The organism is Pseudarthrobacter sp. SORGH_AS 212, assembly GCF_030818145.1.
Classification (GTDB): domain Bacteria; phylum Actinomycetota; class Actinomycetes; order Actinomycetales; family Micrococcaceae; genus Arthrobacter.
In genome coordinates this window covers 593206-609828 of sequence record NZ_JAUTAA010000001.1, presented here as the reverse complement: position 1 = coordinate 609828, position 16623 = coordinate 593206, and the positions used below count along the sequence as shown (strand labels likewise).

At 67.9% G+C, this 16623-nt stretch carries 13 protein-coding genes; 4 read left to right on the top strand and 9 right to left on the bottom strand.

Annotated elements, in window-relative coordinates:
• The first annotated feature begins 256 nt into the window (after positions 1-256).
• Both QE394_RS02670 and sufU read left to right on the top strand, forming a co-directional pair.
• On the top strand, positions 257-1582 hold the full coding sequence (locus QE394_RS02670; RefSeq protein WP_268158504.1) for a SufS family cysteine desulfurase: 1326 nt from the start codon (positions 257-259) through the stop codon (positions 1580-1582).
• Between the two features lie 22 nt (positions 1583-1604).
• On the top strand, positions 1605-2054 hold the full coding sequence (gene sufU / locus QE394_RS02665) for a Fe-S cluster assembly sulfur transfer protein SufU (protein WP_261620497.1): 450 nt from the start codon (positions 1605-1607) through the stop codon (positions 2052-2054).
• Between the two features lie 95 nt (positions 2055-2149).
• Here the strand turns inward: sufU and QE394_RS02660 are convergent, their stop codons facing one another.
• Genes QE394_RS02660 through QE394_RS02650 form a run of 3 tightly spaced genes read right to left on the bottom strand, consistent with a single transcriptional unit; the run spans position 2150 to position 4451 of the window.
• Positions 2150-2371 carry a hypothetical protein gene (locus tag QE394_RS02660; RefSeq protein ID WP_349033655.1) on the bottom strand — a complete coding sequence of 74 codons (222 nt, stop codon included), beginning with the start codon at positions 2369-2371 and terminating at the stop codon, positions 2150-2152.
• Between the two features lie 3 nt (positions 2372-2374).
• Positions 2375-2872, bottom strand: a complete 498-nt coding sequence (locus tag QE394_RS02655; RefSeq protein WP_261620496.1) for a DUF2505 domain-containing protein — start codon at positions 2870-2872, stop codon at positions 2375-2377.
• Positions 2873-2915: 43 nt separating this feature from the next.
• Positions 2916-4451 carry an SDR family oxidoreductase gene (locus tag QE394_RS02650; RefSeq protein WP_349033654.1) on the bottom strand — a complete coding sequence of 512 codons (1536 nt, stop codon included), beginning with the start codon at positions 4449-4451 and terminating at the stop codon, positions 2916-2918.
• A gap of 266 nt (positions 4452-4717) precedes the next feature.
• On the opposite strand from QE394_RS02650, the gene mfd reads away from it, so the two are divergent.
• Positions 4718-8392 carry a transcription-repair coupling factor gene (gene mfd / locus QE394_RS02645; RefSeq protein WP_056081800.1) on the top strand — a complete coding sequence of 1225 codons (3675 nt, stop codon included), beginning with the start codon at positions 4718-4720 and terminating at the stop codon, positions 8390-8392.
• Positions 8393-8395: 3 nt separating this feature from the next.
• The gene (locus tag QE394_RS02640) at positions 8396-9214 is read left to right on the top strand and encodes a metal-dependent hydrolase (protein ID WP_200937841.1); all 819 of its coding nucleotides are present in this window, start codon (positions 8396-8398) and stop codon (positions 9212-9214) included.
• 72 nt (positions 9215-9286) lie between these two features.
• On the opposite strand, the gene QE394_RS02635 is transcribed toward QE394_RS02640, so the two are convergent.
• From QE394_RS02635 to nirB, 6 genes are all read right to left on the bottom strand, one after another.
• Positions 9287-9547: a hypothetical protein gene (locus tag QE394_RS02635; RefSeq protein ID WP_056081798.1), complete on the bottom strand. Its 261-nt coding sequence runs from the start codon at positions 9545-9547 to the stop codon at positions 9287-9289.
• 50 nt (positions 9548-9597) lie between these two features.
• Positions 9598-10314, bottom strand: a complete 717-nt coding sequence (gene deoC / locus QE394_RS02630) for a deoxyribose-phosphate aldolase (protein WP_056081796.1) — start codon at positions 10312-10314, stop codon at positions 9598-9600.
• Between the two features lie 113 nt (positions 10315-10427).
• Positions 10428-11342, bottom strand: coding sequence for an FAD-dependent oxidoreductase (locus QE394_RS02625; protein WP_349033653.1), 915 nt, complete (start codon positions 11340-11342; stop codon positions 10428-10430).
• Between the two features lie 236 nt (positions 11343-11578).
• Complete coding sequence (locus tag QE394_RS02620) at positions 11579-12742, bottom strand: uroporphyrinogen-III synthase (protein WP_056081793.1); 1164 nt, start codon at positions 12740-12742, stop codon at positions 11579-11581.
• 14 nt (positions 12743-12756) lie between these two features.
• Positions 12757-13782 (bottom strand): uroporphyrinogen-III C-methyltransferase, encoded by a 1026-nt coding sequence (gene cobA / locus QE394_RS02615; RefSeq protein WP_056081791.1) that lies wholly within the window; start codon positions 13780-13782, stop codon positions 12757-12759.
• A gap of 2 nt (positions 13783-13784) precedes the next feature.
• Positions 13785-16442 (bottom strand): nitrite reductase large subunit NirB, encoded by a 2658-nt coding sequence (gene nirB, locus QE394_RS02610; protein WP_349033652.1) that lies wholly within the window; start codon positions 16440-16442, stop codon positions 13785-13787.
• Positions 16443-16623 lie beyond the last annotated feature (181 nt).

The following is a 16623-nucleotide window of genomic DNA, read 5'->3' as shown; positions in this document are numbered from 1 at the left end:
ACGGCAGCAAAGAGCCGAACGGGATGCCGAAACACATCAAGGCCTCATTGAACTTCCGGCCCACGCGGCCGGACCGAGACGGGGCCGGCGACGTCAGAGTCTTCTGAGACCGAGACTCTCCCCCCAGCCGTCGCCGGCCCTCCGCTCCGCGGGCTGAAGCCCGGAGCGACTGTGGCGGCTGACCCCTCCGGGCGGCCGCCACAGCCGTGCTGTGGGACAATTGAGTGTCAACCGCTGGCATCTCAAGGAGCACGTCTTGGCCGTAGTATCAACGCCCGCCACCCTGGAGCGGTCCGTTCCGGTCATGGATAACGCCGAGGTGCTCCGCATCCGCAACGACTTCCCGGTCCTCAACCAGATGGTCAACGGCAAGCCTCTGGTTTACCTGGATTCCGGGGCAACTTCCCAGAACCCGCTCAGCGTGATCGAAGCCGAGCAGGAGTTCTACGAGCAACGCAACGCGGCAGTGCACCGGGGTGCCCACCACCTTGCGGTCGAAGCCACCGAGGCCTTCGAGGACGCGCGGCAGACCGTAGCGGACCTCATCGGGGCAGACTATTCCGAAACCGTATGGACCTCCAACGCCACAGAAGGCCTCAACCTCATTGCCTACGCGCTGTCCAACGCCGCGCTCTGGGCTGCCCAGGGCCGGGGGGACTCGGCACTGAAGGGCCTTGCGCTGAAACCGGGCGACGAAATAGTGGTCACCGAAATGGAGCACCACGCCAACCTCATCCCGTGGCAGGAACTGGCGTTCCGCACCGGGGCGACGCTCCGCTACCTGCCCATCGACGATGCCGGCCGGCTCAGCCTGGAGCAGGCTGCAGGGATCATCGGGAGCCGTACCAGGGTGCTGGCCTTCACGCACGCCTCCAACGTCCTCGGAACCATCAACCCGGTCCGTGAACTGGTGGCCCTGGCCCGCGCTTCCAGTGCGTTGGTGGTCCTGGACGCCTGCCAGTCCGCGCCGCACATGCCCCTGGACGTCAAAGAGCTGGACGTGGACTTCGCCGTTTTCTCCGGCCACAAGATGCTCGCACCCACAGGCATCGGCGTGCTGTACGGCAGGCAGGAGCTCCTGGATATCCTTCCACCGTTCCTCACCGGCGGCTCCATGATCACCACGGTCACCATGGAACGGGCCGAATACCTCCCCGCTCCGCAGCGTTTCGAGGCAGGAACGCAGCGCATTTCGCAGGCAGTCGCACTGGCCGCCGCCGCCAACTACCTCACGGAGACCGGCCTGGACCGGATCCACCGGTGGGAAATGGACCTTGGCCAGCGCATGGTGGCAGGCCTTGAGGCGCTCCCCGGGATCCGGGTACTGGGCCCGGCAGCGGGGGAGGAGCGCATCGGGCTGGCCGCCTTCGACGTCGAAGGCGTCCACGCGCACGACGTCGGACAGTTCCTGGACTCGATGGGCATCGCGGTCCGGGTAGGCCACCACTGCGCCCAGCCGCTGCACCGCCGGCTGGGGCTGACCGCCACCACCCGCGCCAGCGCCTACCTGTACAACACCACCGACGACGTTGACCAGTTCCTGGACGCCGTGGCCGGCGTGCGGGCCTATTTCCGCGCTTAGCCGCCAGAACCGAAGGTATGCAATGAGCCTTGACCAGCTGTACCAGCAGATTATCCTTGACCACTCCAAGGCCCGGCACGGCAGCGGCCTGGCCGAAACACCAGCGCCGAACGGTGCTTCCACCGGGCAGTCCCACCAGCTGAACCCGGTCTGCGGCGACGAGGTGACCCTGCGGCTCGCCGTTGCCGACGGCAAAGTGGCCCAGGTTTCCTGGGACGGCGCCGGCTGCTCCATCTCCATGGCCTCGGCCTCGGTCTTCAGCGACCTCGCCGAGGGCATGACCGTGGCGGAGCTGCACGAAGTGATCGACAGTTTCCGCGAGGTACTCAGGTCGCGGGGCAAGATCCCGGCCGATCCTGAACTGCTGGGGGATGCCGCCGCGTTTGAGGGCGTTGCGCGGTACGCGGCCCGCGTGAAATGCGCCATGATTTCCTGGGTAGCCGCGGAGGATGCCCTGAACCAGGCGTCCTGAACGGGCCGGGCGCAACGCCATGACTGCCCACAACTGCCAAGAGGTCCCCTTCCCGCTGGGAAGTGGACCTCCTGGGTTAAAACGGGAGCGGGTTATTATCCCAACAGCCCCAGTACGCCGATGACGGCAGTCGCCGCTCCCAGCACCATCGAGATGCTGACCAGCACCACGTGCACCGTCAGGAATTTAGTGGCCTTTCCGGCGGCATCGCGTGCGCGGGGGTCCTTTATGACCCGGCGCAGGAACTGCGGCCACACGGCGAGCGACCAAACACCGGCGATGATCAGGACCAGCGCGGCGAAGACAGGGAGCTGCATGAACTAGTGGCTTTCGAGCCAGGCCTGCGCCTGGGTGGCCTGCAGGTTCAGCGCCTTCGCCACCATGGGCTCGGCGGCGTCGGCGATCTTGCCGCCCAGGAACGGCACCGAGGACTTAACCTCGCCTTCCAGCTCCACCCGTGTTCCGCTGGCTTCGGCCACCAGGCGCTGGACAGCGGTCACGTCAACGGGCGCACCGGCAACCTTGAGGGAGATGTTGCTCTTGCGGGAGCCATCGGCGGCCGGAGCGTCCCAGGTCTCCACCTGGGTCACCTTCAGGTGCTCACCGACGAACTTCCGGGCGATCTCGGGAAGGCGGGTGGTGGGCAGCGTCCGCACCAACGTGGCGCTGAAGGCGCCGGCAATGTCACCGTCAATGGTGAACGATTCCAGGTTTCCGCCTACCAGCTGGCTGACGTGGCGCTGGAAATCCTCGTTCACCAGGACAGCGGCAACGCTGTCAACGGGGTGCGGAACGGTGGTGGTGGCGCTCAGGGCCATGGGTCCTCCTGGGACGTCGCGATCGGATGAGGCTCCAAACATCCTACGGGGTTGCAGCCGGCCGTTCCGCATTGGCCAGCTCCTGGGCAGCGGCCGTAATGTTCCGTGCCATCGCCGGGAAGATGAAGCTGTGGAAGGGGAGCACGGCCAGCCAGTACAGCCTGCCGCTGAGGCCTTTCGGGAAGAAAATGGCCCGTTGACGGTAACGGCTTCCGTCACCCTCGGGTTCCACGGAGAGCTCCAGCCAGGCCCGTCCCGGCGCCCGCATCTCGGCACGAAGGCGCAGCAGCTTGCCCCTGTCGATGCGTTCCACCCGCCACCAGTCCACAACCTCGCCCGCGTGCAGGGTGTGCGGGTGGCGGCGTCCGCGCAGCAGCCCGGCTCCGCCCGTCAGCTTGTCCAGCCAGCCGCGGACCTGCCATGCCAGGGGCAGGGAGTACCAGCCGTTGCGACCGCCGATTCCTTCGATGACCTGCCAGACGCGGCCCGGGTCCACGTTTCCATGGAATGTCCGTTCGTCGATGTAGACCTTGTGCCCGGCCCAGTCGGGGTCGCTGGGCAGGGGATCGGAGGACGCTCCGGCGTTGGCCCAGGTGGTTTCCACCTGGCCGTCCCGTTCCTTCCCGAGGGCCAGGGCTACGGCCGTCCGGTACGGGGTCAGTCCGCCGTCGGGTTGCGGAACGTAGGCGTCGATGTCGTGTTCGTCGGAAACGGCGTCGTGCTGCAGCGACTGCACCAGCGGTACGGCCATGGACAGCGGAATGGGCGTGGTCAGGGCCACCCACAGGCCCGCCAGTTTGGGGGCGGGAACGGGCAGCGCCAGTACCACCCGGTAGGGCAGCCCTGCTTCGGCCGCGTACTCTTTCATCATCCCGGCATAGGTCAGCACCTGGCGGCAGCCGATATCGAACGTGCGGTTGATGGGGCCGGTGAGGGAGGCCGCGGACACCAGGTAGTACAGGACGTCGCGCACGGCGATGGCTTCGATCCTGTTCCGGACCCAGCTGGGCGCGGGCATGAGCGGAAGGGTTTCGGAGAGATGCCGGATCATTTCAAAGGACGCTGAGCCTGATCCGATCACCACGCCGGCCTGGAACACAATGGCGTCCACCGCGCTGTCGAGGAATACCTGGCCCACCGCTTCCCGGGACCGCATATGCGTGGACAGTTCCACGCCCTTGGGGTGCAGCCCGCCCAGGTAGACAATCCTGCCGACGCCGGCGGCCACCGCGGCTTCGGCGGCGGTCCGGGCCATGGTCTGTTCCTTGGACTCAAACCCCGCCCCGGCCGCCATCGAATGGACCAGGTAGTAGAAGACGTCGACGCCGGCCAGCGCCCGGCGCAGCGCGTCGCCGTCGTCCAGGCTGCTTTGCACTACCTCCACCTGGTTCCGCCAGGGCACACCGGCGATCTTGTCCGGGGAGCGCACCAGCACCTTGACGGTGTGGCCGGCTTCGAGGAGCTTGGGCACCAGGCGGCCCCCGATGTAGCCGGTGGCCCCGGTGACCAGGACCGTTCGGGGCGCGGCTGTGCCCTCGTGCCCTGTTGCAGGCGAATCTGTGGTGCTGTCTCCGGTCATGCTGGCTCCTCGTCGTCCTCAGCGGTGTTCTGCCCTACCAGTTCGGAGCCGCCGCCGTTATGGACGGCCGCTCCCGGAAAAAGGTCCGGTCCTGCCAGCGTAGCCCTGCCGGAGTCCGGGCGCCTGCGTCAGCGCCTGCCCGGGAAAATCCGTCCAAACAGGAATGTCACCGGTGCGCGGTAGGCTGGGGTTACCCGGGATTCGCAGCGAATTTCGGGTTTTCGCGTTGCCTGCGATCTTCCGTGAATACCCCAGGAGCAGCTGTCATGAGCCTTCCCGTTACCGCCACGCACGGCCCCACGCTCGATGGGCTGCGCCGTGCATTGGCCCCGGACCAGTCTTTCGCCCGCGTCCGGGCTGAGGCCGGACGCGGGTTCGCCGTCAGGGGACAGGACTACCAGATCAGCGCGCCCGCGGGTTTGCGGCCCGTGCTGCTCGCGGAGATGGCGGATGGCCTGGCGGCCGCTGCGGCAGGGCAGGACGGCGCGGCCGATCCCGGCGTGGTGCTTGCGGTCACCGCCACCGGCCGTGAGGCCGAGGACCTGGCGGCGGCGTTGCGTGCCTACCTCCCCGCGGACTCGGTGGCCGAGTTCCCCAGCTGGGAAACCCTCCCGCATGAGCGACTCTCGCCCCGATCGGATACGGTGGGCCGCCGGCTCTCGGTCCTGCGCCGGCTGGCCCACCCGGAAAGTTCGACGGCGGAGCGGCTGCGCGTGGTGGTGGCTCCCGTCCGCGCGGTGGTCCAGCCCGTGGTGGCCGGGCTGGGAGACCTGGCCCCGGTCACGTTGAAGGTGGGCCAGGATGTTCCCTTCACCGACGTGGTGCGGAGCCTTGCCGACGCCGCGTACGCCCGCGTGGACATGGTGACCCACCGCGGTGAGTTCGCGGTCCGCGGCGGCATCATCGACGTCTTCCCGCCCACTGAGGACCACCCCATCCGCGTGGAGTTCTTCGGTGACGAGGTAGACCAGATGCGCTGGTTCGCCGTGGCGGACCAGCGCTCGCTGTCCGCCCCCGGCATCCACCACCCCACGGAACTGCATGCACCGCCCTGCAGGGAAATCCTCATCACCGCGTCAGTGATGTCCCGGGCCGCGAAGTTGAAGGCTGAACTGCCCGCCGCCGCGGACATGCTGGAAAAGATCGCCGGCGGCATCGCCGTCGAAGGCATGGAATCCCTGGCGCCGGTGCTGGTGGACGCCATGGTGCCCTTCGTGGACCAGCTGCCGGCGGAGTCCATCGCCGTAGTCATCGAACCCGAAAAGGTGCGCACCCGGGCCCACGACCTTTCAGCCACCAACGAGGAATTCCTTGAGGCAGCGTGGTCCACGGCGTCCGACGGCGGTGCCGCGCCTTTGGATCTCAGCTCGCAGGCATCCGCCGCGCTGCATTCGGCGAGCTTCCGTTCGCTCGCGGAGACCCGCGGGTCAGCGCTGGGGCACGGCGTTTCCTGGTGGTCCATCACGTCGCTGGCGCAGGACGCGGAACTCCTTCCCGAGATCGACGTCCTGAACCTGCACGCGCGTGAACCGCGCGGCTACCAGGGCGACGTGGCGGAGATGATGGCCTTCATCGGCTCGCATGTCCGCGACCAGTGGCGGATCGTGGTGGCCACGGAAGGCCCCGGCCCGGCCCAGCGCCTGGCGGAACTCTTCCACGAAAATGACATCCCCTGTGCCCGCGTGGACAGCCTTGACCACGAGCCCCAGGCGGGCATCATCGAGGTGACCACTGCCGCCGTCGGCCGCGGCTTCGTCCTGGACGGGCTGAAACTGGGCCTGCTCACCGAAGCCGACCTGCTGGGCCGCACCTCCGCAGGGTCCACCAAGGACATGCGGCGCATGCCCTCCAAGCGGCGCAACGCCGTTGACCCGTTGCAGCTCGTGGCGGGGGACCACGTGGTCCACGAACAGCACGGCATCGGCCGGTTCGTGGAGCTCCTGCAGCGCAAGGTGGCCGGCGGCAGCGACGGCGTCCGTGAATACCTGGTCCTTGAATATGCGCCGTCCAAGCGCGGTGCGCCGGGTGACCGGCTGTTCGTTCCCACGGACCAGCTGGACCAGGTGACCCGCTACGTGGGCGGCGACACTCCTGTCCTGAGCAAGATGGGCGGCGCGGACTGGGCCAGCACCAAGTCCAAGGCACGCAAGGCCGTCAAGGAGATCGCCGGTGAGCTGATCCGGCTGTACTCGGCCCGGATGGCCTCCCGCGGCCACGCCTTCGGCCCTGACACCCCCTGGCAGCGCGAGCTCGAGGAAGCCTTCCCGTACGTGGAGACGCCGGACCAGCTGACCACCATCAACGAGGTCAAAGCGGACATGGAGCGGGAGATCCCCATGGACCGCCTGGTGTCCGGCGACGTTGGCTACGGCAAGACCGAGATCGCCGTCCGTGCTGCGTTCAAGGCGGTGCAGGACGGCAAGCAGGTGGCCGTCCTGGTGCCCACCACGCTGCTGGCCCAGCAGCACTACGAGACGTTCACCGAGCGTTTCTCCGGCTTCCCCCTGCGGGTCAAACCGCTGTCCCGCTTCCAGTCCGCCAAGGAGTCCAAGGAGACCGCCGAGGGCGTGAAGAGCGGCGCGGTGGACGTGGTGATCGGCACGCACCGGCTGCTGTCCAAGGACTTTGAATTCAAGGACCTCGGCCTGGTGATCGTGGATGAGGAACAGCGGTTCGGTGTGGAGCACAAGGAAGCGCTGAAGAAAATGCGCACCAACGTCGACGTCCTGGCCATGAGCGCCACCCCCATTCCCCGTACCCTGGAGATGTCCCTGACCGGCATCCGGGAGACGTCCACCCTGGCCACTCCGCCGGAGGAGCGGCACCCTGTGCTGACCTACGTCGGCCCGTACACGGACAAGCAGACCTCTGCCGCCATCCGCCGCGAGCTGATGCGCGAAGGCCAGGTGTTCCTGGTCCACAACCGGGTGTCCACCATCGAGCGGACCGCGGCCAAGATCCGTGAACTGGTGCCCGAGGCCCGGGTGGAAGTGGCGCACGGCAAGATGTCCGAGAGCCGCCTGGAACAGATCATCGTGGACTTCTGGGAACGCCGGTTCGACGTCCTGGTGTGCACCACCATCATTGAAACCGGCCTGGACATCTCCAACGCCAACACCCTGATCGTGGACGGCGCGGACAAGTACGGGCTGTCCCAGCTGCACCAGCTCCGCGGCCGCGTGGGCCGTGGCCGTGAGCGCGCCTACGCGTACTTCCTGTACCCGTCGGAGAAACCGCTGGGCGAGGTGGCGCTGGAACGGCTCAAGGCCGTGGCGGCGCACAACGAACTGGGCGCCGGCATGCAGCTGGCCATGAAGGACCTGGAGATCCGTGGCGCCGGAAACCTGCTGGGCGGTGAGCAATCGGGCCACATCCAGGGGGTGGGCTTCGACCTGTACATCCGGCTGGTGGGCGAGGCCGTGGCAGACTTCCGCGGCGAGGCCGAGGAAAAGGCCGCCGAGATGAAGATCGAGCTGCCGGTCAACGCGCACCTGCCGCACGACTACGTGCCCGGTGAGCGGCTCCGGCTGGAGGCATACCGCAAGCTGGCCGCAGCCCTCACCAACGAGGCCATTGACGAGGTCATGGCCGAGTTGGTGGACCGTTACGGCGAGCTGCCGCTGCCCGCACAGAACCTGGTGGAGGTGGCGCGCTTCCGGGTGGGGGCCCGGGAAGCAGGGCTGTCCGACGTCGCGCTGCAGGGTAACTTCATCAAGTTCGCGCCGGCATCGCTGCCCGAGTCCAAGGTGATGCGGCTGACCCGGATGTACCCGGGGTCCCAGTCCAAGCCGGCACTTGACGCCATCCTCATCCCCAAGCCGAAGACAGCCCGGATCGGTGGCCGGGACCTCCAGGACGCCGAAATCCTGGAGTGGGCCAACGGAGTCATCCGCAACATCTTCTCCGACCAGCCGCTTTCTGTCGCCCCGTCAGCGGGCTAGGCCATGATGGGAGGTCACCACGCCGCGTCTGGAGCCGCGGCGTGGGTAGCTGTTGCGTCCACCGGCCCGTACACGCTGGGCTGGTACCCGCTGGACCCCACCGGGATCCTCATCGGCGGCATGGCCACGGCCGGCACCGCGCTGGTCTGCGACTGGGACCACCGGTCCAGCACCGTGGCCCACTCGCTGCCGCCGTTGTCCAATGCCATAGCCAGGGGCATCGAAACCGCCAGCGGGGGCCACCGCCAGGGCACCCACTCGGTCCTGGGCGCCGCCGGGTTTGTGCTCCTCGCGGGTGTGGCCGCCCAGGTGCAGATGGAAACCCCCTGGGGGTTGCTGTCCGTGGGGGCAGGACTGCTGTGCATGTTCCTGATCAACATCGCGGCCAAGGCCCTGAAACTGTTTCCGAAGAGCGGGTTCATCTCCAACTGGATCTTCGCCCTGGTGATGGCCGGGCTGGTCACTGTGTATGCGCCGCACCAGTGGACCTGGCTGCCCATGTCCATGCTCATCGGCGTGGTGGTCCACATCGTCGGAGACCTCATCACCACCGGGGGAGTGCCGCTGCTGTGGCCGCTGGTGATCCGGCCGCCGAAACTGCTGCGGAAGGTGCCGCTGCTGCGGAACGTCTGGCGGCCCAACGGGGCGCTGTCACTGCCCCTGCTGGGCCGGGCGGGGTCCAAGCGCGAGTGGCTGGTTCTGATCCCCGTCAGCGCCTACGCCATGGTGGGACTGACGGTGGCGGGGTGGGCGATTGCCCAGAACCATTGGCCGCGGGTGGTGGCAGCTGCCACCGCCTGGATCGCCCCCTGGTTTTCCTGAGGGCGTTCTCACCGGCCTGGAACAGCAAAAGACCCCCGGACGGCGTCCGGAGGTCTTTGTGCGTGGGCAGGCTTAGTGTTCGCCGGCGGAGTCCGAGCGGCCGAGGATGGTCTGCGGAATCCAGAAGGCCAGGGCGAACAGGCCCAGGCACACGGCCATGGGCCACGGGTTTCCAAGCGTCAAAAAGGACAGCGAGTACACGGCGCCGAGGAACAGGGCCATCATGATCACGAACACCACGATGGTGCCGGCAAGCTTGTTTTCGTTCTGGGGAGTGCGGACAGTGCCCGTGTTCGCTGTGCCCTCGTTGGACGCGTTGATCTTGCTGGACATTCGTTCCTCCTCGGCCCCGCGGGGCTTGATTGTGGCGCGCCCGGCGGCCGTCAGTACGCGGACGAACCCTGTTCACCCTTGACGATGGCAATTCCGGAGCTGGCGCCGATACGTGTTGCACCTGCAGCAATCATAGCCTGAGCGTCTGCCAGCGACCGCACTCCGCCCGAGGCCTTGACGCCCAGCTCGGGACCCACGGTCCTGCGCATGAGTGCCACATCCTCGGCCGTGGCGCCCCCTCCGTTGAAACCGGTGGAGGTCTTGACGAAATCGGCACCGGCCGTCACGGCTGCCTCGCAGGCGAGGACCTTCTGGTTGTCGGACAGAAGGGCGGTCTCGATGATCACCTTCAGGATGGCGCCGCTGGCGTGCACTGCCTCCGCCACGGAGGCGATGTCCTCGGCCAGGGCGCCCTTGTCCTCCGCGCGGGCGGCCGCAATATTGATGACCATATCCACTTCGTCGGCCCCGTCCAGCACCGCGCCGCGGGCTTCGAAGGTCTTCACGTCGGTGGGGGTGGCACCCAGCGGGAAGCCCACCACGGAGCAGGTCAGGACGCCGGAGCCCTTCAGCGCCTTCTTGACGGTCTTGACCCAGACCGGGTTGACGCAGACGGACTTGAAACCGTACTCGGCGGCTTCGGCGCAGACCTTGAGGACGTCAGCCTCGGAGGCTTCCGGCTTCAGCAGCGTGTGGTCGATGTAGGAAGCAATGTTCCCGGCCGCAGCGGCAGCGGGTTGAACGGAAGGGGTGGCTTCGTTGCTCATGATGGTCCTCTCGGGGCATGCCCGGGCGTCGTGGGCCCGGCGCGTCCTTGACTCGCGTTTCGGGAACCATCTTGTCACAGGTGCACACGGTGCAACCCGCCCTTAGCCGGGGGTCAGGCGGCTGCCTGGAAGGACGGTACCAGTGACGGCACTGCAGCTGCTGTTTCCCTTGATGCCTCTGGCGAGTGCGCGGCTGCCGAGGCCGCCGTGAGCAGCTGCGTGGCGCAGGCCCCCGCAGCGGAAGCCGCCGCCACCAGCAGCCCCAGCCGTACGCCGTCGAACGCTGCCGCGTCCCCGATGGCCCAGATGCCGGGAACCGAGGTCCGGAAGTCCTGGCTGATGACGATGCCTCCGGTGGCGGCCGTCCGCAGGCCCGCGCTGGCGGCCAGGCCATCGCAGGACACGCGGTCCTCGGCCAGGACCACCAGGTCGCCGGACATGCTGCTGCCGTCCTCGAAGACCACGGCGGAGGCGGCCAGGCCAAAGGTTGAGGTCCCGGGCACGACGGCGGCCGGCCGGGCAGTGGTGCGGACCGGGCGGACGCCCTTGGCACGCAGGACGGCCTCCGCCTGGCCTGCGGCCGCCCCGGTGCCCACCAGGATCCCGAGCGGACGGCGCCCCAGTTCCCGGGTGACTTCCTGCACTCGTTCCGCAATGCGTGTGGCGTCGTCGATGGTGGAGTAGCTCAGGCACTGTGCGGCGCCTTCGACGGGTGCGGCCACGGGTGCCGAACCGGTGGCGATGACCAGCTGGTCGTAGGCGAACTCCATGCCGTCAGCCGTGGCCACGGTGCGGTTATCGGCATCGATGTGGCTGGCCGGCTGTCCGAAGCGGACTGAGACCTGCGGCAGCAGGGCAAGCTCCAGCAGCTCCTCGGGGGCGTCGTCGCGGTTGCTCAGGACGGTGATGCTGCCGTCGAACCGGCCCTGGTCCAGCTGCCGGACCAGGGCGCGGGCAGCCGGACCTGCTCCGGCGATGACGATGCGGGTGGCGGCGGAGGTGGACGTGGTGGGTGCCGGAGCGGACATGTGCTGGCCCTTTCGCTGGCGGCCGGGAAACGGCCGGAAGTTCATGATGGAACCCAGCGTAGGCCTGCGCCTTTTCCGGCGTGTTTCCCGCCAGTTGCCGTTCAGGACCCCGGTGTTCGCCAGTATTTACCGGCCGGTAACAGAACCGGTGACGTGCATCTCATTGCGCCCGACTTGGACACATTCGGGCCGTTCGCCGCCGTTACCCGCACGCCGGCCCCCGCAGGCAGTGACTGCTAGACCCGGATCCGGTAGCCCCGCTTGACCACGGTTTCGATGAGCTTGCCGTCGGGCAGCGAGGACCGGAGCCGGCTGACGGTCATGTCCAGTGCGTGCACCGAGCCGCGAAGTTCCAACAGGTCGGACAACGCTTCGCGGGAGAGGACCGCCCCGCCGGCGCCGAGCAGGGCGCGGAGCAGCAGCAGGGGGGCGGGCGCCAGTTCCACGGCCTGGCCGTCGATGCGAAGGCTGCGGCCGCGGAGCTCGATGTTCCCGGACCGGGTGTCCAGCCGGCGCACATGGTTCAGCGCCAGGTGCTCGCAGACCAGCCGGATCAGCGCGCCCATCCGGAAACGCTCCGGGATCAGCGGCTTTACCCCGGCGTCCAGCAGCGGCTGGGCGGTGACAGGGCCCACCACGGCGGTGGTCACGTTGGTCTTCAGGCTCTCGATGAGCTGCTTGTAGACGCCCATTTCGTGGGCGGTGCTCCACATGGCATCGACGGCGGGTGCGCTGGTGAACGTGAGGACATCGAGGTTTCCGCTGCAGGCGGCCTCGATGAGGCGGGGGAGCCGGTCGGCACCGTCCGGCTTGACCCAGCGGTAAGGGGTGACGGTCAGGACGGTGGCACCTGACATGCGCAGCCGTTCCAGCTGGCGGACGTCCGTGTAGCCGTGCAGCTGGACTGCAACGGTCTTGCCGCGAACCCCCTCCGCCAGCAGCATGTCCACCAGCGTTGCCGTGGTTTCGTCGCTGCTGATTCCGACGTCGGCGAGGCCGGCCGCGCGGACCGCGCCACGGGCCTTGGGGCCGCGGACGAACATCCGGCAGGCGCCCAGGGTTTCAAGCAGCTGGTCGCCGATGCCGAACGTGTCCGCCGCTTCGCACCAGCGGCGCATGCCGTAGGCGGTGGTGGCGATGCACAGATCCGGTTTGGCCGCGATGATGGTGCGGGTGTCTTCGATCAGGCGGAGGTCCTCCTGCACCGGGGCGATCTTCAGGGCCGGGGCGTGGATCACCTCGGCGCCGCGGCGCTCAAGGGCGTCGATCAGGTCCTGGGAGCGCCGGTGCGAGGTCACACCGATGCGGAAGCCCTCCAACGGTGATTCGGCCGCCTGGGCCTCTGCGGCGTCGGCCGCCCCGGTGGCGTCTGCCGTTTCGGCCGGTGCAAGTGCATTCATGGGGGTCAATCCTTTCACGAACCGAGCAGCGAGGCCGCCAGCCGGTCCAGGTCGGCTGCGGCCTCAGCGTGCCCGCGGTTGGCTTCCGCCACCCGCACCACCTCGCCGATCACCAGGACTGCCGGGTTGCTGCAGCCTGCAGCAGCCGAGGCGATGGTGCCGAGGTCGGCGATGGTAGTCCGCTGGCCGGGACGGTAACCCCGTTCCACCACCGCCATGGGCATATCGGCTCGCATGCCTGCCCGGCGGAGTCCTGCAGCCAGGTGGTGCAGCGTTCCGATGCCCATCAGCACAACGATGGTGCCGCCCAGGCCGGCAAGGTGATGATGCTCCTTCTCGGTGAGCGGGGCGTGCCCGGACACCACCGTGAACATGTGGCTCACGTTGCGGTGCGTGACGGGAATACCCGCCGCGGCAGGCACGGAGATGGCGCTGGTGACACCGGATACCACCTGGACCTTCAGCCCGGCAGCCACGCAGGCGGCAACTTCCTCGCCGCCGCGGCCGAACACGTACGGATCTCCGCCTTTGAGGCGGACCACGTTGTTGCCGGCCAGGGCGCTGTCCACCATGAGCTTTTCGATGTCGGACTGGCCTACCTTGTGGTGCCCGGGCTTCTTTCCCACATCCACCAGCTCGGCGCTGGTCAGGGCGGGCAGGTCCTGGCAGGGCGCCAGCCGGTCGTAGAACACCACGTCCGCGTCCCGCAGCGCCTTGACGGCGGCAACGGTCAGGAGCTCGGTGGTGCCGGGTCCGCCGCCCACCAGGGTCACATGCCCGGCGGCGCCTGCCGCAGGTTCCGTGGCGACCGGGACGCCGGCAGCGCGGTACTGCTGGAGCAGGGGCTCCCAGCCCGGCTGTCCGTCGTCGACCGCGGCCACCAGAAACGGCTTCTGCGGGAGCAGGGCGGTGCCGTGCGGGCCGGCCAGGCGGCGGACGACGGCGCCCGCGGCTTCGTAGCGCCGTACGGCCTGCCGCGCGGCGGAGTCCGTTCCGGTCACCAGGACCTCGCGGTCCGTGAGGTCGATGCTGAGCTGCATGGTTATGACTCGTTTCCGACGGGTGCGGGCGTGCCGGGACGGACAGCGATGGAGGCTCCGAGGAGGACGGGCTGCTGGGCAGCTGCTGCCTTCTCTTCGGCCGTGGCGGGGCGCATCTGGCCACGCTCATCGGGGACGAAAGTGATCGAGTCGTCCTTCTGGTCCGGTGCGTTGACGAAGGAGCGGAACCGGCGCAGGCGCTCCGGGTCCTTCAGGGTGTCGGCCCACTCGTCGACGTAGGTGTCAACGTGTTTGGCCATGGCCGCCTCAAGATCCTCGGCGATGCCCAGGGTGTCCTTGACCACCACGTCCTCGACGTGCTTGATGCCGCCGTCGAGTTCCTCCTGCCAGCGCGCGGTGCGCTGCAGGCGGTCGGCGGTTCGGATGTAGTACATGAAGTAGCGGTCGATGTACTTGATCAGGGTTTCGTCGTCGAGGTCCTTGGCCAGCAGCTGGGCGTGCGCCGGGGTGGCACCGCCGTTGCCGCCGACGTAGAGGTTCCAGCCGTCCGCCGTGGCGATGACGCCCACGTCCTTGCCGCGGGCCTCAGCGCATTCGCGCGCGCAGCCGGAGACGCCCATCTTGAGCTTGTGCGGGCTGCGGAGTCCGCGGTACCGCAGCTCCAGCTGGATGGCCATGGCCACGGAGTCCTGGACGCCGAAACGGCACCAGGTGGAACCGACGCAGGATTTCACCGTCCGCAGGCTCTTGCCGTACGCCTGCCCGGATTCGAAGCCGGCGTCCACCAGTTCCTTCCAGATTTCCGGCAGCTCCTCCAGCCGGGCGCCGAACATGTCGATCCGCTGGCCGCCGGTGATTTTGGTGTACAGGTTGTACTTCTCCGCCACGGCGGCGATCACGCCCAGCTTCTTGGGGGTGATCTCACCGCCGGCGATGCGGGGCACCACCGAGTAGGTGCCGTCCTTCTGCATGTTGGCCAGGGCGCGGTCGTTGGTGTCCTGCAGGGTGCCGCGGCCGGCGTCGAGGACGTAGGCGCTGTTCTGGCTGGCGAGGATGTTGGCGATGGTGGGCTTGCAGATGTCGCAGCCTTCGCCGGTGCCGTACTTGGCCATGATCTCTTCGAAAGAGGTCAGTTCCAGGACACGGATGGCATCGAAGAGTTCCTGGCGGGACAGTTCGATGTGTTCGCAGAGGGCCTTGGAAACCTCGACGCCGGACTTGGTCAGCTCGGTTTCCAGCAGCTTCTTCAGCATCGGTACACAGGAACCGCACTGGGTGCCGGCCCGGGTGCAGCCCTTCAGCTCGCCGAGTTCCTGGACGGGCGCGTTGCCCTCGCAGGCGCCGCAGCCGTTGATGGTGTCCCGGATGGTCCCGGCCGTGACGTTGTTGCAGGAGCACAGGGTGGCGTCGTCCGGAAGTTCGGTTTCCGGGGCGTCACCGCCGCCGGCTGCACTGAGGAACGCGCCCGGCTCGGCGGGGAGTTCGCGGCCCAGGAGCGGGCGCAGGCTCATGTACGGTGAGGCGTCGCCCACGAAGATGCCGCCCAGCAGGGTCTTGGCGTCATCGGTGGTAACGATCTTCTGGTACACGCCGCGGGCGGGGTCGGCGTAGACGATTTCCAGGGCGTGCTCGGTCTTCGCGAAGGCGTCGCCGAAGCTGGCCACATCCACGCCGGACAGCTTGAGCTTGGTGGCGGTGTCGAAACCGGGGAAGGTGGCGTCGCCGCCATGCAGCCGGTCCGCCACGATCTCGGCCATCGTGTTGGCGGGGGCCACCAGGCCCAGGCACATGCCGCCGTAGTTGGCTACTTCGCCGATGGCCCAGATGCCCGGGATTTCGGTGGCACAGTAGTCGTTGATGACCACGCCGCCGCGGGGGCCCAGGCTGAAGACCTGTTCTTCTCCCTCGGCGGCGCGGAAGAGTTCATCACGGGGACGGACGCCGATGGCGACGATGACGATGTCGGCGTCGACGATCCGGCCGTCGGCCATGAGGACGCCGGTGACCTGGCCGTCCCCATCGGAGAGTACCTCGGAAGGATAGACGCCGCCGTGGACTTCAAAGCCCTTGGCTTTGATGAGCCGGCCCATGGCCTGGCCAGCGCCTTCGTCCAGCTGGGTGGCCATCAGCCACTGCGATCCGTCGATGACGATGGGGGTCGCGCCCAGCTGCTCGGTCCCGGCAGCGGATTCCAGGCCCAGGAGGCCGCCGCCGATGGTGACGGCGTTGACCTTGCGGCCCAGCTTTACGGTGAGTTCCGCGATGGACTTGTTGATGGCCCAGACATCTTCAAGGGTCCGGTAAACGTGGGTGAGCTCGTTGCCGGGAATGGGAAGCCGTGCGGCGTTGGAGCCGGTGGCCACCACCAGTTCGTCGTACTCGAAAACGCTGCCGGCGGCGGTTTCCACCGACTTGGCTTCTGCGTTAATACGCACCACGCGCTCGCCGGTCCTCAGGTCCAGGGAGCCGTGGTCCCACATTGACGCGGTACCCAGCGTCAGGTCGACCCCGCCGTCGGTAAGGGCCTTGGACAGTGCCACCCGGTCGTAGGGGAGGTGGGCTTCCTCGGTAAGGACCGTGACATGCCAGCCATCGAGGCCGCGGGCATGCATGGCGTCCGCAAAACGGTGGGCCGCGGGGCCGCCGCCGGCGACGACGATGCGGCGCGGAGTCTCGGTGCTTGAAGTCTGTTCGGTCACTGTGGGCCTTTCGCATGGGCCGCAGACGGTGCTCCGCGGCTTTCTCTGTCGAGCAGTCCAACCAGACTAGGGAGGGGCAGTTTCGCTTCAGTTTCCCAATTGTTTCGTCAACTTAACTTCTGCATCACGAACGCATTTCCGGCCGGGTTAGGTCTCTTTTACGCCCCGGACACATTTGGCG

What these genes read in the sequence shown, in the direction of transcription:
- sufU (WP_261620497.1), top strand. Translation starts at nt 1,605, where the DNA reads ATGAGCCTTGACCAGCTGTACCAGCAGATTATCCTTGACCACTCCAAG.
- QE394_RS02660 (WP_349033655.1), bottom strand. Translation starts at nt 2,371, where the DNA reads ATGCAGCTCCCTGTCTTCGCCGCGCTGGTCCTGATCATCGCCGGTGTT.
- QE394_RS02655 (WP_261620496.1), bottom strand. Translation starts at nt 2,872, where the DNA reads ATGGCCCTGAGCGCCACCACCACCGTTCCGCACCCCGTTGACAGCGTT.
- QE394_RS02650 (WP_349033654.1), bottom strand. Translation starts at nt 4,451, where the DNA reads ATGACCGGAGACAGCACCACAGATTCGCCTGCAACAGGGCACGAGGGC.
- mfd (WP_056081800.1), top strand. Translation starts at nt 4,718, where the DNA reads ATGAGCCTTCCCGTTACCGCCACGCACGGCCCCACGCTCGATGGGCTG.
- QE394_RS02640 (WP_200937841.1), top strand. Translation starts at nt 8,396, where the DNA reads ATGATGGGAGGTCACCACGCCGCGTCTGGAGCCGCGGCGTGGGTAGCT.
- QE394_RS02635 (WP_056081798.1), bottom strand. Translation starts at nt 9,547, where the DNA reads ATGTCCAGCAAGATCAACGCGTCCAACGAGGGCACAGCGAACACGGGC.
- deoC (WP_056081796.1), bottom strand. Translation starts at nt 10,314, where the DNA reads ATGAGCAACGAAGCCACCCCTTCCGTTCAACCCGCTGCCGCTGCGGCC.
- QE394_RS02625 (WP_349033653.1), bottom strand. Translation starts at nt 11,342, where the DNA reads ATGTCCGCTCCGGCACCCACCACGTCCACCTCCGCCGCCACCCGCATC.
- QE394_RS02620 (WP_056081793.1), bottom strand. Translation starts at nt 12,742, where the DNA reads ATGAATGCACTTGCACCGGCCGAAACGGCAGACGCCACCGGGGCGGCC.
- cobA (WP_056081791.1), bottom strand. Translation starts at nt 13,782, where the DNA reads ATGCAGCTCAGCATCGACCTCACGGACCGCGAGGTCCTGGTGACCGGA.